This window comes from Acinetobacter sp. YH12094 (assembly GCF_013419295.1).
GTDB lineage: Bacteria > Pseudomonadota > Gammaproteobacteria > Pseudomonadales > Moraxellaceae > Acinetobacter > Acinetobacter amyesii.
The window spans coordinates 20,458-40,408 of record NZ_VPAK01000027.1; the positions used below are offsets into that span (position 1 = coordinate 20,458).

Annotated in this window: 18 protein-coding genes; 1 reads left to right on the top strand and 17 read right to left on the bottom strand. The window is 37.8% G+C overall.

Annotated elements, in window-relative coordinates; genetic code table 11:
• Positions 1–60 precede the first annotated feature (60 nt).
• From terL to FTU34_RS15160, 8 genes are all read right to left on the bottom strand, one after another.
• Positions 61–1,707: a phage terminase large subunit gene (gene terL / locus FTU34_RS15125; protein WP_180036076.1), complete on the bottom strand. Its 1,647-nt coding sequence runs from the start codon at positions 1,705–1,707 to the stop codon at positions 61–63.
• The gene (locus tag FTU34_RS15130; protein ID WP_180112646.1) at positions 1,688–2,029 is read right to left on the bottom strand and encodes a hypothetical protein; all 342 of its coding nucleotides are present in this window, start codon (positions 2,027–2,029) and stop codon (positions 1,688–1,690) included. Before FTU34_RS15130 ends, terL begins: the two co-directional genes overlap by 20 nt.
• Before the next feature lie 68 nt (positions 2,030–2,097).
• Complete coding sequence (locus tag FTU34_RS15135) at positions 2,098–2,760, bottom strand: hypothetical protein (RefSeq protein WP_180036078.1); 663 nt, start codon at positions 2,758–2,760, stop codon at positions 2,098–2,100.
• 26 nt (positions 2,761–2,786) lie between these two features.
• Complete coding sequence (locus FTU34_RS15140; RefSeq protein WP_180036079.1) at positions 2,787–5,348, bottom strand: hypothetical protein; 2,562 nt, start codon at positions 5,346–5,348, stop codon at positions 2,787–2,789.
• 21 nt (positions 5,349–5,369) lie between these two features.
• On the bottom strand, positions 5,370–7,823 hold the full coding sequence (locus FTU34_RS15145; RefSeq protein ID WP_180036080.1) for a hypothetical protein: 2,454 nt from the start codon (positions 7,821–7,823) through the stop codon (positions 5,370–5,372).
• 12 nt (positions 7,824–7,835) lie between these two features.
• On the bottom strand, positions 7,836–9,875 hold the full coding sequence (locus FTU34_RS15150) for a hypothetical protein (protein WP_180036081.1): 2,040 nt from the start codon (positions 9,873–9,875) through the stop codon (positions 7,836–7,838).
• A 2-nt stretch (positions 9,876–9,877) separates the two neighbouring features.
• Positions 9,878–10,432, bottom strand: a complete 555-nt coding sequence (locus FTU34_RS15155; RefSeq protein WP_180036082.1) for a hypothetical protein — start codon at positions 10,430–10,432, stop codon at positions 9,878–9,880.
• A 36-nt stretch (positions 10,433–10,468) separates the two neighbouring features.
• Positions 10,469–10,930, bottom strand: a complete 462-nt coding sequence (locus FTU34_RS15160) for a GNAT family N-acetyltransferase (protein ID WP_180036083.1) — start codon at positions 10,928–10,930, stop codon at positions 10,469–10,471.
• 51 nt (positions 10,931–10,981) lie between these two features.
• On the opposite strand from FTU34_RS15160, the gene FTU34_RS15165 reads away from it, so the two are divergent.
• Positions 10,982–11,410 (top strand): hypothetical protein, encoded by a 429-nt coding sequence (locus FTU34_RS15165; RefSeq protein WP_180036084.1) that lies wholly within the window; start codon positions 10,982–10,984, stop codon positions 11,408–11,410.
• On the opposite strand, the gene FTU34_RS15170 is transcribed toward FTU34_RS15165, so the two are convergent.
• From FTU34_RS15170 to FTU34_RS15210, 9 genes are all read right to left on the bottom strand, one after another.
• Positions 11,411–13,561, bottom strand: a complete 2,151-nt coding sequence (locus tag FTU34_RS15170) for a hypothetical protein (RefSeq protein ID WP_180036085.1) — start codon at positions 13,559–13,561, stop codon at positions 11,411–11,413.
• Entirely contained in the window at positions 13,554–14,114 is a 561-nt protein-coding gene (locus FTU34_RS15175; protein WP_180036086.1) for a hypothetical protein, read from the bottom strand. The genes FTU34_RS15170 and FTU34_RS15175 overlap by 8 nt, the downstream gene beginning before the upstream one ends.
• 101 nt (positions 14,115–14,215) lie before the next feature.
• Entirely contained in the window at positions 14,216–15,094 is an 879-nt protein-coding gene (locus FTU34_RS15180; protein WP_180036087.1) for a phage capsid protein, read from the bottom strand.
• 196 nt (positions 15,095–15,290) lie between these two features.
• Positions 15,291–16,025 (bottom strand): hypothetical protein, encoded by a 735-nt coding sequence (locus FTU34_RS15185; protein WP_180036088.1) that lies wholly within the window; start codon positions 16,023–16,025, stop codon positions 15,291–15,293.
• Positions 16,026–16,049: 24 nt separating this feature from the next.
• Positions 16,050–16,244 carry a hypothetical protein gene (locus FTU34_RS15190; protein ID WP_180036089.1) on the bottom strand — a complete coding sequence of 65 codons (195 nt, stop codon included), beginning with the start codon at positions 16,242–16,244 and terminating at the stop codon, positions 16,050–16,052.
• Positions 16,231–17,913, bottom strand: a complete 1,683-nt coding sequence (locus tag FTU34_RS15195) for a portal protein (protein ID WP_180036090.1) — start codon at positions 17,911–17,913, stop codon at positions 16,231–16,233. Before FTU34_RS15195 ends, FTU34_RS15190 begins: the two co-directional genes overlap by 14 nt.
• 5 nt (positions 17,914–17,918) lie before the next feature.
• Positions 17,919–18,149: a hypothetical protein gene (locus FTU34_RS15200; RefSeq protein WP_180036091.1), complete on the bottom strand. Its 231-nt coding sequence runs from the start codon at positions 18,147–18,149 to the stop codon at positions 17,919–17,921.
• An 805-nt stretch (positions 18,150–18,954) separates the two neighbouring features.
• Complete coding sequence (locus FTU34_RS15205; protein WP_180036092.1) at positions 18,955–19,302, bottom strand: hypothetical protein; 348 nt, start codon at positions 19,300–19,302, stop codon at positions 18,955–18,957.
• A gap of 108 nt (positions 19,303–19,410) precedes the next feature.
• Positions 19,411–19,818, bottom strand: a complete 408-nt coding sequence (locus tag FTU34_RS15210) for a hypothetical protein (RefSeq protein WP_180036093.1) — start codon at positions 19,816–19,818, stop codon at positions 19,411–19,413.
• Positions 19,819–19,951 lie beyond the last annotated feature (133 nt).

Sequence of the window (19,951 nt, forward strand, 5' to 3'; positions counted from 1 at the left end):
TTATTAGTATTCCTAATTAGGTTTTATTTTTATTGTTATTAGCTCTATTAATAGAGCTATTTAAAAGTCAATCTTCATCTCTGAATACTGATTAGAAGCTTGCCAGTTATTGTTTTGGTTATAGGTTGGATATTGGTTATGTGTGCCGATCCTGATTGGTTCTGCTGATATTGCTCCAGCTAATGAATCTACATAGTCATCCTTGTTATTCGTGACTGAAGGATCAAATAGACGCATCTCTTTAACTTGAGGGCTGTCTTGTCCATTCACTTTTAAAACAGATTGGTGTGCATATAAGTAGCCACTTAATAACGGAGCTTCGAGTGTGCCTAAGATACGTTTATTCTTGTTCTGAGTTTCATGTAATTCACGTACACCACAGTAAATATTTCGTTTCTTAAATACAGATCTAAGTATTGATGGTACATGCCCCCCGATGCCATTTGTCTCAACGATAATGGAAGGAAGCTTAAACTCTTCTACGATGTCAGCTAACTGATAAGCCTGTCCACCTACAATCTGTCCTTTGTCATCTGTAACAGCTATTTCACCTGTTAAGGCTGCTGATCTATGCCAGTACAATTTACCGTTCTCATCCTGAAGAACTAGAGCAACGGCTGATACATCTGATTTAGTTTTGCCTGAACTTGGATCGAGTTTAAGTGTTGCAGATACAATCCTCTTATCACCTAAAAGCATCTGTGTATGTCCATTAGCTTTATGCCATGTCACTTCTTCGTTGTAAGGTACAAGTCTGTCAGGATCTAATCGGATCTCGCCTACAGGCTTCGCATGAAGCTGGTACTGAGAATCCCATTCGTTGACTGTATTACATTGCTTTCTACGATCTTCCATCACTTCAGGAGTGAAACGATCTGACCAAAGCGCATCTGCATATACATCTACTAAACCGTGTTTAGATGTCAGTTTGATTAGATAGTCTTGTTCCCTTTTCTCTACTTTATAGTCGTCAAATTCATCCAATAGTTTGGCTTGTGTACCGATACCGCTAAACAAATACTCAGGTTTAAAGGTAGTTGAGACTTCTAAAGCTCCTGACGTAAATCGAGCTTCATGTTGGAACATACGAAGGATTAAGCAGTTTGCTCCTGCTTCTTGGATCTGTGTGTAGAGCGAATCGAAACTATGTGGTGTGCCGATAAATAGGCGTTGTGAGTTAGGTACAAGAATATGGACCTGTTCACTTAATCGGTATCTGAGCTTTTCCCTAGATTCAGGAGTAGCTGTCGTTGTAGGAGTCTCTACGTCATCGTTTTGAATGAATGTAGAACGTGCGCCTGTGACGTTGGATAAGATACCTCTAGCATGTAAGTTTCCATGCTTTACATCTGAAGATCCGTGTATCCACCATTTCTGTGTTTCACCCTTTGACTTCTGTTTGTTCCAAGTTAAGGGATGTTTTTCTAATACTTGTTGAGTTCCACGACTGCATTTATAAGCGTCAGGATCTGTAGCTCCTTGATGAAGTATTAATTCATCTGCATTCTTATATAGTCTGTATGCGTTATATACGTCCAGAATCGTAGACTTACTGTGCCCACGAGGAAGCATAAGCAAGCCTAAGTTGCCAAAATCTTCAAGCCACTCACAGACTGTTATATGGAAGTCGGGGATCTGCCAGCCATTGACTAGACCCCACATCAAATAGAACTCAACAAAGCAGGCTTTATTTACCTTCTTTGTCATCCTTTTTAGTACTCTTTTTACGTTTAGTCAGTTCCTTGCGAACTGATAGAAGGAGCTTTTCAGCTTCAGCTTCTTTTTGTTTTTCTTCGTCTTCTGTTGTTGTTATTGCTTGTGTCTTGTTACGTGCTTCAATTAGCTGTTCGATACGTGCTGCTATGGCTAAACATTGGTTTGCACTCTTGTAAATCCATGCGGCATTGCCTCGTCCAATTTTTGAGGTCTTGTCTTCACTGTTACCACGTTCAACTAGATCAATAGTGTCTAGTATTGCTATTTCCTGAATACGGATTAGCTCTGACTTATATTCTTCTATTTTGCTCATTATTTTAGTTCTATTAATAGCTCTATTATTATTGTTATTAAAAGGGCTAGATAATCTAGCCCAATTGTCTATTTTAAATATAATTGTTTCATTAAATTTGGACATCCCGCTGAATATTGTCTTTTGTATGCCTTATCTTTTTTAGCTATTTTTTTAATAGCTTCAGGTACTTTGATTACTTCATCTAAGTTCATAAGTAAGTCAGACTTTACTTGGATAAGATCACTATTAAAAACCATTAGGCCTTTACTTTGATAATCACTTAATGCCCTTTCAATAGCATCTTCTCTAGTTTTTTTATCAGCAATTACATCTTCAAAAAGTTGATGTGTTACTTCGCAATAGTTTTTAAACATGTCAGGATTACGAGCAACCTTTTCACTCTTTTCACCATCACAACCAGAACGCTCATATTTATTTAGTTCTATGTTAGCTCTATAGCTTCTGTCGTTTAAATTGATGATAGATATCCCTTCTTCACTATAAGAAAAGTAAGAATATCCAGTATATCCACCATAAGAATTTTTTGAGTTAACTTCACCACAAAGAACACTGTTTCCATTTAGGTTTTTAATTTCTCGTAAATCTCTAAATTGTGTTGATTCAGGATCTTTCATAATTCGTTTAACTGCTTCGGTAGCAGTTTTTTCAAAATTAGACGGAGGTGCCGCAAAGACATGTGTTGCGAAAAATATGAAAAGTACATTGGTTGTTATTAAGAGTGCTTTCATAGAGTTAATTCATTATTTTGAAAGAACTATTCTAGCTTAATATCTGGTACTCGGATATTGTCATTATCAAGATCCCACCAGTAACTCATGTTGTAGTTCGATTCTTGTCTACGTTGCTTACGTTCTCTATAGCCTTCATCGAATAGTTCCTGCATCTCTGCTATTACTAATCTGTCGAATATGAGTCTCGAATACCATACGTTCTGAAATGGAATGTTGTTCTTAATGACGTTTACAGCTTCAGCTCCATAGCTTGAATCACGTTCTGATATAAAGGCTTCTCCTGCACCTGTAGCCATTGTGCCTACGGACATTAGATCCTTAAACGCTGCAGGGATAATAAAGTCTTTTACACTACGTTCTGTAGGATCTGCCGTAGCAGAAATTGCATCTGCCAAGAAGGAAGCACTGCCACCTTTCACTATGGACTTCATATAGAAGTCTAGTGTTGTTGGATCATCTAAATCTTTACCTTGTGTCAGGTTTTGGATCTGAGCAACAAGCCCACCCATAACTGTTGTATAAGCAAATAGCTTTGCAAAATATACAAACTTCTCTTGTGGTGTACCTTGAGCTATACCACGCCCCCATTGGCGCATAACCATGGAAACTCCGAAACTTTTGAATTGAAAAAAGAACTTTGTTAATTCATTAGTTACTGTCCCACGATTGCTGTTAAGGCCCATAAAAACCTGTTCTCTACTTCCAACTTCGAGCACAGCAGCATTCGTTTCAGTATAGATATAGTTCATGTACTTATTGGCAAATTGCTCTTTTAATCTAAAAGCATGATCAGCAAGCTCTTGAGCTGTATATCCTGTTCTGTCGAATTGATGGAAGTCTAGGAATAGATCATCTGAAGCATTAAAGATGTCTTTATTAGTGACTAGCTTTTCTCCTGTTGGAGCTTCTGTTCTAGTAATGTCTCTAAGTAGTGTCCAATCATCTTCTTTAATACCTCCACCTTCCAGCATCTTCTTATCTTTAGGTCCTAATTGATCCCAAGCTTTAGTAGAGTTCAAGTTAGATACATGATGCATAAGAGAACTGCCGAAAGCCCTTTTCGCACTAGCCGTTACATGTGATAAACCGCTACTTCTAATTACAGCATTTGCTATCTTTCTTGCAGTCGTGTTTGCCTTTGAAACTTTCGTTGAAGCTGAAGCAATGTCCGTGTCACCAAAACGCACAAGGCTATTGGTCATCTCCCTTACGCCTAAACCAATACTGATAGCAAAGTCTCTGTTTTCCTTATTAAAGAACTGTTTGACGTGCTTACCGAATACTTTTGTATAAGCGATACCATGCATCTCAGAAGCTAGTTTCATAGTCGCTTGATCACTAAAACTAGTCAAAAAAGCCGACCCAAGCTTTGTACTAACGGTCCAAGATCGAAGCATACCGCCTACTTGAGCTAAGTTGCTGTCGATTGGAAGAGCTTGTCCAGCCAATTCATCGTAGTGCTTATTTATAAGAGCTGCTTGTTTCTGAATCTTACGATGCTCTTTAACGTACTTTGGATCTTGCATCATCTTATTGAGCAAGTCGTGTCCTAGCTGCTTCACAAGTTTCTCTGGGTTCGAGCCAAAGGTCTGCATCATGCCTATTTCGGTACTCATTCTACGAACATGGTTGCTCAGCAAGTCATGGAAGTTAACTTCCCCAAAGTCTTCTTGATACTTCACCCAAGCATCCGCATCTGCAAAGTGGACCTCACGATGATGTTGGTGAAGAGCTTGCATGTTCATACCTACAGGAAGATCTGTTTCTGATTGAACTGCATGAGCCTGTACTGAAGCTTTGTTATGTCCTTCTGAAGCAATGGTGTTATAAACCGACTTTAGAACTTCAGCGACTTCTGCTTCATTCATTAGCTTGCCATTTTCATGTCTGTATTTAGAACGATCCACCATAGGAAGTGTGTACTTGACCCATGCATCCTGCCCTGCCTGAATAACTTTGTAATGGCTATGAGATTGAGGAATACCATAATTAGCAAGCTTCTTAATGTCACCGCCATAACGGTTATAGTGGAGTCTAAGCTGTTCTAATGTGTCCTGTACTGCCTTAGCGAGTCCTGCTATTTCAGCATCTCCTGAAGGCTTGCCAAAGATCTCTTTAACTAATAGTTTTACTTTGTCAGCGTCTATTAAATAGCCTAAGCCTTTTTGAGTTTTGGTAAATACGTCTGCTAAAGCTCCCATGTACCTTACTTCCACAGCCTGTATGTTGTGTTCAACTGATTGGATACCAGATTGATCTGTGTGCATGACTAACTTGCGATTCAAACTCTCTAAGGGGTTGAGCTTTGAATGAGAAGTCAGTTCTTGGACTAAAGCTTCTCTAATTTCTAAGTCATTTACTAAGTTTGTGACTTCTTTAATATGCTGATCTGTATAGTTCTTAACTGCTCTGTCAGCGATAGCTTCTGCACGTTCTTCATCTGACATACTCTTCCATGCTTTGATATCTTCTTGTGGAAGTTCACGACTAGCTTTAATAAATTGCTGTTCTAAAAGGTCAGCTTCTTTATCTGTCAGTTTACGTCCTAATACACCTTCTACGGCTGTTCTACATTCGTTCTTCATTCAATTCTCTTATTATTATTTTTATGCTGCTTTGGTCAAAGCACACTTGGCTAAGGTACTCATACTTTTAGCCATCATTGTTATATTGTCTTGCTCACGGATTAGTTTGTCTTTCCACTGAGCTGCAGTCAGATCTTCACCTGTCTTTTTAGATGAAATTATTAAGTCAGGATTAGCAATCAACTTATCTATGGTCTGTTGCCCTTTAGGGATTTGAGATAGGTATCCAAAAGCTCGACCTTCATCAAAAATACGATCTAAGGCTGTTTCTAGCTCTTTATTGCCTTTATGGTTCACAAAATCAGACTTATTTGAACGCCCTACGTGAATGAAATTAGTTTTTCCTGCATGATTAACCACACGGGACAATGTCGTGCCCCTATATTTCAGCTCTTGAACTAGGTTTCCGTCCTTATCTGTGTAGGATCTGGTCATTTCTTTGTGATATTTACCATCTTCATAGCGTTGACGTTCTTTCCATTCAACTGCAATGCTGTCGTCATGCTTAAACTCTTTAGCAGGGTTATTCAGGTCATCTTTAACTCTTATCTCTTTAGCTGTATGTGGAACACTTGCTTTTAATGCAGTAATTTTTTCCATTTCTTCTAAAAGTTTATACAGTGCTTCATTAGACTCAGGAGTTATTTTTGTGCCTTTAGGTGTAGGTAAGTCAGGAACTAAGTTTCCGTGTTCATCTAATACCATACTTGGAAGGTCCATCTGTTCTGTTGTCAGATCCCCAATTACTTCATGATCCATGTTTCGATGTTGGAAAGCAGTTAGGTCATGTGAATTGATAAATAAGTCGTCTATAACAGGAAGGTCATCCAGATCTAATCTGTCTAATGTGCCTTCATAGCTTGATTCAGGTTTAATAGGAGCTTGTTCTATAGCTGCTGTTGATTTAGATTCAAAAACAGTTCTGTGTGTTGAGCCTGTACCACCATAATGTTGAGCTGTAATGTCATCTATCTTCTTGGTAAATGAATGTACTGCATTGCCTATCGTTGCATCTTTTGGAATGCCGTTGATACGCATTAAGTGATCAGGATTATCTGAAAACTTAGCTATAACAGATCTTGCTGATTGTTCAGGATTAGCTTTGATTGCTCTAAATACCTGTTCAGCCCCACCTCTACCAAGTAAATGAGGGATATAGATCTGTGAGCCTGTAAGCGTTACACCTGTCTTATCTTGGATATACTTAATATTGGATTTAGTATGTTTGATACCAAGTCTGATCTGTGTATTTAGGTCATGCCTATTTGCTCCTGTACCACCTTCTGCTGTCCACGTTGAATCAATAAACTGAAATACACCAGTAGCTGAAGATTTAGGATTTTTGATAGTAGGACTGAATGTTCCACCACTTTCAAAATGTGCTAAAGCTACGATTGTTCTAGCATCTGCATCTGATAAACCAGCTCTTAAAGCTTCATCATATACAGCCTTCTTTGTGCCTGTAGCTGTAAAAGGTTTAATAGTATTATTAGCTGTGTTGTTAGAGCTATTAGTTGGCTGTTTTTTCTGATTGGCTTGGATATGCTTTTTAACATCATCTAATGTCTTGAGCTTGCCACCAGTAGCTTCAGAGATATTAACCTTCTCTCCCTTCATCACTTGATCAATTGCTTGATTCAAATTGACTTCATGCTGTTTCAGGTCATCTACTGTCTCTGCAATATTAGGCAGGCTTGAAATATCTGCATCTGTTTGAGCTTGTTCAACTGTTGCATTGAAGTCTGCTTCAGCTTGATGGACTTGAGATTCAGGTATATCTGCACTCCCTTTAGCATTCATATAGCGTCCTGCTGCAAAGAATGTCGTACCAATTCCCAAGTTCATTAGAATCGCTGTAGGATCTGTAGCCATGTCTTTGTATTGTTGACCTTGCTTCTTATACCCTTTGCCTTCTAAATACTCCCCTTCCAAATACATTGAACCTTGACCTACTGCTGTAGGCGCAGCAACTAGAGCTGCATAGTCAGCTATAAATGACTTTTTAAAAACATTCGATACAGGTAAAAAAGCTAGGGCAGCGTTTGTAGCTCCATAGAGATTAGAAGCTGTATCTGCTGTGTCTTGGTCTACACCAAGTTGCTGAGTCATTCTTGTATGTTCTGTTGCTCTTGTACCTAAACCTACAGTAGCAGCCATACCATAAGGACCTAATGGAGCGCCTACAGCTCCTGCTGATACGACTTCAGTAATACCAGATGCAATGTGTCCTGCTGTTCCTTGATTGGTAGGAGTTAAAGCTTCATTCACTTGTTGCATTCGCTTATCTGCAACTTCATCACCTTCAACAAAACGGCTAACAGCATTGGATACAGATACAACGCCTTTAGCTGTACCTGATACTGCACCTAATCCTAAGTCTGACAATGTGCCACGTTTAAACTTCTTAGCATCTGTATTCTTTGTTTGGTCTAATGCGAGATCCTGTTCTGTAAATTCTCCACTCAATAAGCCCATCTGTTTTCCTTCTTATTTAATTATTTTCATCATGTATGGTTTTGCTGTTTTCGGATTCTTCATGAGCTTGCCGTTTGGTTGAACGAATACATACCATCCTGCTGCATTAGGTAAAGGCTGTACTACATGTGTCTTTAAAATGTCTTCGTCAGGAGGAAGAAAGCCTGTTTCTTTTCGATACTGTGTTCTGAAATGGTTGTGTATATGGTCTTCAAAACTATCTTGTGTAAAGCCGTAAGGCATAAAGATGTGATTGGTATTCTTACCTAACTTCTGTTTATACGTTCCACCTGTAGCAATACCGAAAGCTTGTTTAGCTAGATCCTTGTTGACTAGGGGATTGCCCTTTTCATCGTATTTAATTGTCGCTTCACCACGTTTAGCCATACCCACATAAATTGAATAAGCTAAGTTTTGATATGCTCGATGCTGGCTTGTACCTACACCTACTGCATTGCCAAATTCAGGCTGTACTGTGAGATGGAATTGCTTTTCATCTGCGAACAATTTTGAATTGCCACCATTGATTAGAGCTTTGCCTTCTAAAGCGATATCTGCTGCTCTGATATTTGTTCCTGTTAAATGAACGTCTTTGTTATGAAGCATTGCGATACCGACATAGTCCATTGCATTCTTTTCACCACCAATCAGGCTGAAGTATTCCTTCTGAGCTTCTTTATTGCTCCCTGCCATTTTTGATAAATCTCCTAACATAGCTTTTTGCTTGCTTGGAGTAGCTGAGTGATAACGGTCTTGAAAGGCTGTACGTTCTGACTTGTTCCATTGGATTAATGAGCCGACACCGCCATTTGCTTTCTTTTGGTCAGCTAATAGTTGAGTTGTGACTTGAGCCTTTTTAAAGTCTATTTGTCCAGATCCGATCTGTTCAGGAGTAACTGTATAAAGCTTATGACCAGTTTGAGCCTGTACTGAAGCAATAGGATCATCATTCGCTCTTTGCTTTGATGTTGCTGCAATTGTTTTGAATACATCTAATTTCTTTTGAAGCAAAGTAGCATCATCTTGAGGACTGTTTTCTAATTCAGAAGTCAGTCTTGCGATACTACGTTCCTGTTCGATTGGAGAAGCATTTCTAAACTTTTGAGCATCTTTATTCAGTGCTACAGCTTCTCGTACTTGAGCTTCATATTGAGTTCCTTTAACTGCTTCTAGTGTTTGATTCACTAGGCTTTCAGATAATGGATAGCCTGTAAAAGCATCTGCTACAAAGTCTTTGGTTAGCTGTGCATGTTCCTTATCCAGCTCCTTAGCTTTAATTTCAATACCTCTATTAATACGGCTAATAGCTGATTCAATATTTGATTTATATGCATCTCTCGTCTCTACTTTCATGTGCGGAAAGACTGTATCCACGTTCTTATGAAGTTCCTGTAGAGCTTTAATATCTTGCTGTTCTTCTAAACTGCTTAATACGCCCTTACCTTCTGATAAGTCTCTACGTTGTTGCCAATCCTCTTCAGCTTTCACTCGTTGTTCAGGAGTTAAAACAGGATTGCGCTCTAGCGTATCTTTGAATAATGCGTAGCCTTGTTCTCTGTTTTCCAGTTTCAAAGTTGCTTCTGACATCTGTTCAAAGTCAGCGTTGATCTTGCGTCTCTCTGTTTCATGAGCAAGTGGCTTAATACCAGCCTGTGAGTCTAAGAACATCTTCTCTGAATAGTAGCTGAACTTCTCTCTTTGCTGTTCAGGTAGTCGTTGACTGTATGCTTCATTCAATTCATCTGCACGTTGTCTTAAGTGTGCTTTGGCAAGGTTTTCGTTTAACTCCCCTGTCATTACACGTTGCTTAGTTTCAGTCACAGCGTCTTGGTATTCAGCACCATATTTAGAAGCTTCTATATTGAATTGGTATTGATCTTTTTCTTCTTGGATCTTCTGTTGTTCTAATAGTTTTTTAGAAGATAACTGCATACCAACTTGTGCCAAATTGTTTGTTGCTTCAGCTATTTGTTGGTTATTAATTCCTATGGTTCTGCCTGCCTGACTATGTGGCATGATCTGACCAAAGTTCCCCATCGGTATCGTCGCCATAATTACGCCCATCCTGATGAGTTAAGTCGAGTTGTATCCATTGTTAATTGATTAGAGTTTATCTTTGATGCTGATTGAGTTGTGGTATTCCCACCCATCGCACCTTTAGGCGCATTACCGACTGCTGATAAAAGTGTAGATCCAGTATTCAATAAACCGCTAACCGTTGCTTGATGTGCCTGTAATTTATAATTTGCAGCATCTGTTCTGTACTGTCCTGCTTGGTTCTTGTAGTTAAAGAAGGTTGTCCAAGCATCTTTAGTTGAGTTGAGATCTATATCTTCTTCAATGTCTTCTGTAACTGTATTTTCCGCATTCAGATCTAAACCTTGAGCCGCCATCTTAGCTCTTGCTGAACTTGCTTGCTTCTTGCCTAGTTCCCTCACTCTTTCAGCTTCAACTCGACCTTTTGACTCTGCCAATTTTGCATTTTCATTGGCTTGAGCTGCTTGTGCTTTTGCTGATTGTCGAGCGTTATAAGCACTATAAGCCGTTGATGCTACCGCTAAAGCTGTTGCCGCCCAATATGCGACTGCGGCTGCTCCTGCTACTGCCATCGTTTATTTAACCTCTTATTATTATTCTTTTTGCTTTTATAACTTCATTTCCAAGAAGCTTCCCGTATGTTGAAAACCCATTTTGGTATAAAAGTTTATTGTTTTATCTGTTTGAATACCTGTTGCCGTTCCACATTGAATCCAATCTGCACCAGCTTGTTTAGCCCATTCTTTAAAGGCTGTGATAAGCATATATGCTGCTCTTCCACCTCTATTATTAGCTCTAACAAATAAGCAGTAATCGAAAGCCATTAGTGAGTCTGCTTGCCATTCTTCTTGTAAGCCACCAACAAATACACCAATGATTTTATCGTTGTCATCTTTAACGACTAACACACAGCCTTGTGTTGGAAAAAGGATTAAAGCTTGAAGTTGTGTTTTGACTTTATCTAAATTGACAGGTCTTTTCTTGTAGTTTGGAGATTCATTCCAAAATTGAACTGCTATTTCTAATAGTTCAGGTATATCTAAAATTCGCGCGTGTTCTATTGTGTACATTTCTCATTTTCCTTATTATTGTTATATCGACTTAACATATTAAAAAACAATATGAAAAATCTATTTTTCTGTTTGATACTTGCACATATATCTACAGCAGCTTTGGCAGATAAATATAGCCATAGCTGGATCAATATTCCTACAAACAATTATAATTTTAACTCTGGCAATCAACAGATAGCTAATGGGCTAAATCAGATTATAGAGGCTTTTTCTAATTCTAATAAAAATGACTCACAACCAGTTGATTACACAAACACTGGTAGTTTTACTTATGGTAGTGATGGATCTAGCTATTATAATACGGGTGATAGAGCTTACGGAAATAATGGTAATACATATTACCAAGTTGATGATAACTCTGGCTACGATTCTAATGGCTCTACTTATGAACGAGTTAGTGATTATATTTATGTAAAACACCCAGATGGATCGAGTGCAATTTGCTATGCAACTGATGTAGTAACTCAGTGCCGATAATTATCTGTCATTCATATTCACTTCTAGTACCGCTGCTGTTATGTGGAATGGCAACGGTTCATCTTGTGATATTTCTAATTTGAAATTGTCGTATGTATTCCAGCCATCTAAAGAAATTCTCTTCTGACCTGTAAATTGTTTTGGCTTATCTAAAGCTTCTTCATCAAACTCTTTCAGCTCTATCATTTCGCCATTCACTTTAGGGTTGATGGATTTGTACATATAAAGGTTTAAATGATCCACTTTAAATAAAGCAGGATTCGTTGTTGTTGGAGCTTGGCTTAAATCAGGAGGAAGTAGGCTAACTTTAGCTGTGAACTTTCTACCGATAATGACCTCTTCTACTAAATCATCACATTCAATATGAATCGTATCCCCTTCTCTATGTAAGATTGGAATAGCGTAGGTATGTGTTGCATCTTTATAGTAAGCAGCGACATTCTCACCAAGTATGTTGATCAATGAATGCTTTACAGTACAGCCATCTTCCGTATGCGTAACTTGAGTTGTGATTGCTGTATCCAGTAATAGACTTTCTTTTAGCTGTTCAATTTGTAGCAAGCCATCTCTGTTTACTAGAAAATAAACTTTATCAGCCCCTGTAGTTGATGGTAACGATGCAATACTAATTACATTCCCACCTATGTCATGTTTAGCCCATGCGATAACTGATTGCTCTCGATCCAGTGTTAGCGTTGCTAGTTTTCCATTGTTCATAACAATCCAAATTACTGAGTCTGGCTCTTGTTGGTATGTCATCTCTTTAAAGCCACCACCATCTTCACCAAGATGTGATGCTAATACTGATAGCTCATTCGATACTAAGCCGTCCTGTGCATAGTCATAAACAAGTGTGCGGATTCGTTCTGCACCACGCTGTATAAATAGAAGCTCACTCCCGACCTTAATTGGTTTAATGGTTGAGACAATTCCATAAGCTGTGTGTTCTAAGATATTTGCATTCGTTGGACTCAGTGAGTCTTGAGCATTAATAGTTAATTCAGATCCACCACAGAAAACTACGATACCTCTACTCTGACTAAGATGTAGGACGTTTGATAATTGTTCTGAAGACGCAGCTACAGTGAATGAGTCACCATCTAATGTAGTTGTCAGAAAGTTAGATTCATCACCTGTACGGCTCAACCAAATATAGTTTGGATACTTACTTGATCCAGCTAAAACTAAACGCTGTTGAAAGTATGTGATGGCTCTAGGGTAGCCAAATGTTTCGTTAAAGATAGGTTCTTTGATTGTCCAAGATCGAGCTATAGCTTCTACGTTTGCACTTAGTTTGACTAGAATCTCACCTGAAACTTGAGTCTGTGAAATGAAGCGGTCTACTCGAATTACGCCACTATTTACAAAGATATATTTACCAACAATAGATGAGTTAAAAGCAGTTGCTTCTTCAATTGAGATCTTCTGCCAGTAAACAACTTCTGTGTACGTCACTTCTCCAGTATCAGGATCTGTTGTTGAAGCATATTCATCTTTAGGCACTTGGTTCATGTGATCTACTAAGCATCTGTAATACTTAATGGAAGGTCCAGCGACAAGCAGATAACAGATATCCCCTACTGTGTATTGTTTGTTCGTTGCATGAATTGCATAGATTGATGCTGTTAATGTTGTCGTCTTGCCTACATTCATTTCTGTAGATTTAAGTGATAGCGCAGGCGTATATGTGTCTTCTAATGGAGGTACTGAATAAGTGAATTTATCAAACGCCCAATTTGTAAAATCCTCTGAGCATCTAATCCAAGATACTGGATGATTACCATGTACGAGCCAAAGGTTATAGCGACTCTGACAAAAGTTAATGTCTTTGATCTGTGATGCTGTGTATTGAGTTGAGAAGGTCTTAATTAATGTGCCTTCCGTACTCAGAATATTGATTGAGAAAGGTTTGAAGACTACAAGAAAGTTATTACCGTGACTGACCACAAAAGGAATGATTCGGATTGCATCTTGTTCAATTCTTAATAGCTCTGTGCCGCCACGTTTCTTGATACCTCCTTCAATTATAGGAAGCATATTCTCTACAGATTTTGCTCCATTCTTAAATTGGTTTAGATCGGTGCGCATCCAAATTAATGGGCTTAACTCTCCTGAAGTGAAGTTATTCTTTATTAAATTGATCTTAGCCATATCGTCTCGTTAATGTGTAATCTTCATCTTTGAAGAACTGCATACTCAAAACTTCCTGTCCCTGAACTGCTTTCGATTGTTTGATTAGGTCCTGACATTGGATATAAAAGGACTCCCCTGCTCCTTGAGATCCTGTAATTGGTTTAGCTACTTTAGAAGCCAGATATAAAATTAGGCATTCAATAAATAGTGAATCGAAGGTTTCTTCGTTTGCGTTATCGAATACGAAAATGAGTTCGATACTTTCTGTATTTGTGAGTAGTCGATCTGTCTCTTGCACATAATCATCTGTGCTAACTGAAATGATTCTGATTAGATCGTTTGGAAGTTGGTATTGATACTCATAACCGAAATCAGGTTTCTGAGTTAATGGTGATAGTTTGATTCGCTTAGTTGCGAAGTTGAATGGATGGAGTCTAAGTAACGCTTTACGTGATGTGTCATACATACCTTTCATACGTTTAGCTATACTTGTTTTTTCGTCAAAGCTTGTAATGCTATCTGACCCGATCAGGCTTAAAGCTTGATTGCATATATCAATTTTAGTTGTCATGTAGCGTCCTTAGTTATTTTTATTATTAGGTAATGAAAGCTCCCTATCCTGTTAAAGATAAAGAGCTTTATATTATTTAATTAGCTTTATTAATAGAGCTATTAAATTTTAAATTTGAAAGCAATTACTTTCTTCTCGTCTGTTCGTACACACCCTGTAGCACGTTTTTCACCAATTGAAAGCATACGACCTTGAGTCTCAACTTCTACAATTTTTAAAGGAGATACGATGTTCATACCAAGTTGCAATGCCGAACGTGTGTAAGCAACGCCAGTAGCAGACAAGCCATCTGTTGAAGTCATACCGTTATACATTACCCATTTAAAGCCTAAAAAGTCTGAGATTTGACCGTTCTGAAGCATACGAGCCGCAATATAATCAGCACTTGTAAGTTCTTTATCAGCCAAAATCGCATTAAGCATTGAAGGGTTATAGAGCAAAGTAATTTCTTCATCTACATCGTTTTCAAGAAACTTAGTTCTGATATCAATTAAAAGCTGCTTTGTAATCGGAGTTGCTACATCACCTAATACATGATCGGCTGGTAGTGTCACTTGAGTATATACATCTGAGCCGTTTTCTTTACGTTGAGCTGTACCAATTAAGCCGTTGTAAATAACACTATCAATTTTTCTATTCCACTTCGCATGTAAGCGTTGCAGAATTTCATCTTGTGGCTGTGCTTTTAGCTTGTACAACTCATTAATATCAATACGAGTAAAATTGTCAAAATTACTCATAACTGCAAAACGAGAAGCAAAGCTTACATCTGTATATTGTGTTTCACCGAATCGTGTAGGAGTTGTAAAATTATCTCCCAATGATCCGAGTTCGTTACAGCTAAAACCAACACCAGTTACTGCACCAATATTGTTTACTGTTCCTAACAGTTTTGATTCTTTCTGCTCTAATAGAGCTAAATATGTGTCTGCGTACTGTTTTACAAATACGCTATCAATAGTGTCCCATGAAGTTGCCATAGTTATTATTTTCCTTATTTTTATAGATTTATTAATAGAGCTATTATTAGCTCTTTATTATTGTTGTGATTGTAGAGCTAGTAGATGTCTCAGTTGTCCGTATGGGCTGATGTATGTGATACCTTTCCTATGCTCTACATAAGGACTTGGGTATGGCTTAAAGCTTTATCTGAACGCCACTTCAGGAGCTATTTGTTTATCGTCTTAGGCTGTTGTAATACGAATCGATCTGAGCTTTCACTGACTTATGTTCAGGATGGCGAGGATCGAAAAAGGCTTCGCTACGCATTAAAGAAGTAATGTCTGTACTAACTGATGTACCGTTATTAATTGGTCTATCTTCTGCAATCTGTGAACCAAAATAAGCGAGTGCTTTAATTACATGAATGTTATTGCCGATACTTGGATCGTTAATGTGTTCTTCAGATAAGCCTGCTGATTTAGCTGCTCGAATGGCTGAGAAAATATTAGATTCATAATCATTTCCCCATTCTGACTGAAGCGACTGGATAGTTGAGTCCGTATCAAACTGTGAGCTGTTAGTAACTAGATTGACCGCACGTTTGTCGTACTCAGATAGTAGGAAGTCGAGTTGTTTATTTGTGATTCCATGCTTGTGTGCTTCAGATAAAAATTGCTTATTTGATTCGTCTGCTTTGAAGTCTTCAAAGTTAAAATCTTCTCGTTCAATCTTATATTCATCTGCTGATTTAGGAGCAACTTCACCAGTTCCGACTTTCTTCTCTAAGTAGCTGTAGCTCTCATTCATCTTCGCTACTGTCGCTTTATAATCTACTGATCCATCTTCTGATACCACTTTAAACTTATCAGGAATAGCTGTTTCATTAGAGCTATTATTAACTGTACTTAATACAGTATCTGAAGCTGTATCTTGTTCATTAGATTGTAGTTGTTCTACATTGTCTGTCATTATTATTCTCTTTTTTAATTCTTGTTATTTGTTATGTTCAGCTTCTTTAATACGAGCCAAGATGAAGTCAATGACATCTTTCTGACCGCAGTTAAATGCTGTCTGTGTAGCTGAGTCTTTATCAAATATAAACTGTGCATGAAAGGTAGCGATTAGTTCATCTAATACCTGTATGCCTTCATTACTTGTAAAGACTCTTTGATATTTATTGCTGTTCAAACATTTCTCCTAATTGCTCAGGACTCATGTTCTTCGCTTGATCTTTTGCTATGTCCATTGCTGTTGAGCCAACTTCTGACATTACTGCCTGCTGCTGTTGTTGCTGTTGCATAGCTTGTTGTTGTTCTTGTTTAAGCTGTCTCAGTTCTGCTATCTCATCTGATGTACGAATTGCTTCTTTAGGTACGTTTAATCCATCTGCCATGATTTGTACCATTGCATCTAGGTTAAGGTTGTCTAAGACTGTCTGATCAATTGTTGCCATTTGACCTACATTCAACATTAATTCTTGAGCTGATGTTACCCACTCAAGTTTTTGTGAAGCAGCCATCGGGTTTAAGAAATTAAAACTTATACGTGAAGCTTGCATTAGCTCTTCAGGTGCTGGAGGTAAAACACCAGATCTCATTGCTAATCCCCAACATCTTTCTAATAAGACTTGAAGGTATTCAGCTTGCATTCGAAAAAATACAGATCCCAATTGGTTACGATATACATTCACTCTTGCTTGTATTTCTGTCGCTGTAAGTGGTGCTGAACCTTGTGGTGTGAGTTGGTCAGACATCAATGTACGTTTAATCTTAGCTTGGAAGTGTTGTAAGAAATCTAAGCCCATACCAACCGTTGATGAACCTGTATCCAATCGTTTAATAGAGTTATCAATAGAGTTAACAGCGATGATTGCATTAGGGCGAATACGAAGTGTATTAGGGTTTACAACGCCATCGTGGGCTGCTAGCCAAAGTCCACCGAGGTTTAGCTCTGCGGTCTGTAATGAGAGCTTCATGAGCTGATTAGTTGTCTTAACGTCTGCTAGAACCATACTTGCCATTCCTAAGCCGTATGGACTCTCTGGGATCTTTCTAAATCTACTTACTACACATGGGAACTCTTCAAATCCTGACTCTTTTAAGATGTGTTTGGATTGAGCTTCTATTGTGTATGAAGCGAAAGGCATTGCTTTACCTAATCGTTTACCTTCATCACCTTTGATGTATTGCTTATCTCTTGGGAAGATTGCTTGAACAAGTGTGAACTTCTGATCAGGTTTCTTTTCTACTGCAGCTTTAACTTTGTCTGAGACATTATTAATACCAAACTCAGTTACGATTTGCTCGGCTGATAACTCGAACTCTCTGTAGATTGTATCGATCAACCCATTCGCTTGAGTTGATGAGATATAGCAGTTACCTATAGACCATGTATGGAATGAGAATCCACCTTTATCACGCTGAGTATCAACGTATAAAACAGCCCATCCAGCAACAATTAGATCTGTAAGGAAGTCTGTTACTTCACTATCAAAATTTGAGCTGTGTATATTGCGGAAGATAAAATTATCTACTGTATCGAGCCACTGTTCGCCTTGTGTGAGTTGAGAGGGTGTATCTATGCCTGATGGTACTGATTTGAACCATAAGCTAACAGGTGATGTTGTGCCGCTATAAACGCTTGATACTAAGAGTTGGATACCTTCACATGCTGTTGTGTCGTATAACTCATTTCTTGCTGTCTTACGTTCTTGCTCTAGTCCAGATGATGTTACGTCTTGGAAGGATTGTTGTCGTTCAGGTGCGCAATATTTATAACAATCACGCCATGTAGCTTCATGCTTTACACGTTCAGATTTAAGTTGAGAGAGACGCTTTAATATTTGTTGTGCGTTCAATCTCGTTAAGTCCCTGTTTTCGTATTACTCGAATTGTTACTGCCAGTGTTTTGGTTTCTTTGCATCATGTTTCCTAATGCTGAACCTTGATTAAATAGGCTACCCAGTACAGAGCTTTGTTTATATTTACGTCTCGATGCTGTATTTTCGTTAGCTTCTTTCTGAGCCAACTCTTTAGCCTTACGTTCAAGCTCTTCAGCTGAATCCTGCTTTTGAACTTTTGGTTTTGATCCCATTGTTATTGTTCCTATAGTTATTATTTTGATCTGCTGTTGATGTTGCAAAATGCGTGTGCGCATACGTGCGTGTAGGTATATAGAAGGGCAATCTAATTCTTCATCTAGCACTTGGATCTATGCAGTCTTTTCTTTAATTATTATTGTCTTTGTACTGTAGTCGTTGTATTCGTAAGTGATTAGATGTCTCTTTTTTAAAAGTTTTATATGTCTGTTTTAAATACAGATCTTATTTATTTTTATTATAATATTAGAGCTATTATTAGAGCTATTAATGTAGCCCAGAATAGAAAGAGAAAAACTAAACTGAGCTAAAAGGGGGATCTGATAGCCTACCTAAATAAGCTATGAGTTAAGGATGGAATAAAGGATATATAAAATGACTGACCTAGTTTTTATTATTACTCTTATTCAGCCTAAGTCGTTCTAAATAAGTATGTGAACCATAACACAATATATTGTGTTTGTCAAGATCTCAAACTACTAGATATAGAGTTTTACAAACTTATCACCTGATTCTTCAGCAGTGGTTCTACAGTACCCTTGTTCTTCTTTTTATGTAGATAGTTAATCAATTTGAAAAGACTGTAATAAATCAAATAAACAATGCCTAGTACAATCAACACTACGACAAAGTGCCTTGTATCGGGAAGTTCTGTACCGTTATTAAACGATGCTAGTAATGGATTTAATAGTGAGGCACTTAAGCCAAGTAACCAAAAGCCAAAAAAAACCCGAATTATTCTTAACAGCATGATCATATTTATTATTCCGTTTTTGTTTATTTCTCATACTATACAGTGATTTATATATTACAGCTCATAGATCCGATAGCTAACATTTTGATGTCGTATTCGAGTTCTTGTTTAAGTTGGCTGTAATCTTTTTTAGCTTCAGGGTGTTTGAGATTTGCTGATGCTAGACCGAACCGTTCAAACTTGTGATCTACAATTTCACAAACTAATTTAGTTTTGGCTTCTAGGGTTTCTGCTGTACTGATTGAGCTTGCTAATACTGCTTCTTCAGTTTTGATTCTGTTGCTTTCGATTGTGTAAGACTCTTGAGTTGGTAATGAAATTACACGGTCTTCTAATATGAAGTCTGTTCGATCAAATAGGTTAGCTTGAGCTGCTGTACAAGTTATAAGAGTCAATAGAGCAGTTATTAGTTTCATTTTATAAGTTGTTGTAAAGTTTCAGATAACTAAATATAGCATTCAGTTTATAAGCTATTAAATAATATTTTAGACTGATGGTAGGACTCATTCATTTATATGGTTGTCTCCATATACTTTAACCTTACATGAGTCTTCTGTTATTAAATTACGCTCCATCGTATCGTAGACTGTTGTTAGCATGCCTTCTGCTATTTCCTTAGCTTCATGTGCAATTTGTAAATCGTTATAGAAGTTGGAGACTGTGACCATATCTTGTAGATTGATAAGCATTTTGCAGAGCTGAAACGAAAACTCCTGCCTATCGTTCTCTATATTATTTTTTGCCAAGTCTTTAGCGAGATTAAAGTCACTTAGTAGGCTTATAGAAATCCTTTTAAATTGTTCCTGTCTTTCTTCAATAATAGATTCAGCTGCCACTGGTTCTGATTCTGCTTGTACTGTTGAGATACTAGATAAAGCTAATAGTGCGATTAGGGCAGTTATTAGTTTCATTTAAATTCCAATATTTGTATGACTGAAAACTATGCAAATGGTTAACAAGAATGAACTTAGTAATTCAGATTTTCTAATTAACCTTTTTCAATAATTCTTGTTGAATGTCTGTGCATTTCCTATTACCTAAAGG

Coding starts and splice junctions, on each gene's coding strand:
- FTU34_RS15130 (WP_180112646.1), bottom strand. CDS start 2,029: ATGAGCAAAATAGAAGAATATAAGTCAGAGCTAATCCGTATTCAGGAA.
- FTU34_RS15165 (WP_180036084.1), top strand. CDS start 10,982: ATGAAAAATCTATTTTTCTGTTTGATACTTGCACATATATCTACAGCA.
- FTU34_RS15175 (WP_180036086.1), bottom strand. CDS start 14,114: ATGACAACTAAAATTGATATATGCAATCAAGCTTTAAGCCTGATCGGG.
- FTU34_RS15140 (WP_180036079.1), bottom strand. CDS start 5,348: ATGAAGAACGAATGTAGAACAGCCGTAGAAGGTGTATTAGGACGTAAA.
- FTU34_RS15145 (WP_180036080.1), bottom strand. CDS start 7,823: ATGGGCTTATTGAGTGGAGAATTTACAGAACAGGATCTCGCATTAGAC.
- FTU34_RS15150 (WP_180036081.1), bottom strand. CDS start 9,875: ATGGCGACGATACCGATGGGGAACTTTGGTCAGATCATGCCACATAGT.
- FTU34_RS15180 (WP_180036087.1), bottom strand. CDS start 15,094: ATGGCAACTTCATGGGACACTATTGATAGCGTATTTGTAAAACAGTAC.
- FTU34_RS15135 (WP_180036078.1), bottom strand. CDS start 2,760: ATGAAAGCACTCTTAATAACAACCAATGTACTTTTCATATTTTTCGCA.
- FTU34_RS15160 (WP_180036083.1), bottom strand. CDS start 10,930: ATGTACACAATAGAACACGCGCGAATTTTAGATATACCTGAACTATTA.
- FTU34_RS15155 (WP_180036082.1), bottom strand. CDS start 10,432: ATGGCAGTAGCAGGAGCAGCCGCAGTCGCATATTGGGCGGCAACAGCT.
- terL (WP_180036076.1), bottom strand. CDS start 1,707: ATGACAAAGAAGGTAAATAAAGCCTGCTTTGTTGAGTTCTATTTGATG.
- FTU34_RS15210 (WP_180036093.1), bottom strand. CDS start 19,818: ATGAAACTAATAACTGCCCTAATCGCACTATTAGCTTTATCTAGTATC.
- FTU34_RS15200 (WP_180036091.1), bottom strand. CDS start 18,149: ATGGGATCAAAACCAAAAGTTCAAAAGCAGGATTCAGCTGAAGAGCTT.
- FTU34_RS15170 (WP_180036085.1), bottom strand. CDS start 13,561: ATGGCTAAGATCAATTTAATAAAGAATAACTTCACTTCAGGAGAGTTA.
- FTU34_RS15185 (WP_180036088.1), bottom strand. CDS start 16,025: ATGACAGACAATGTAGAACAACTACAATCTAATGAACAAGATACAGCT.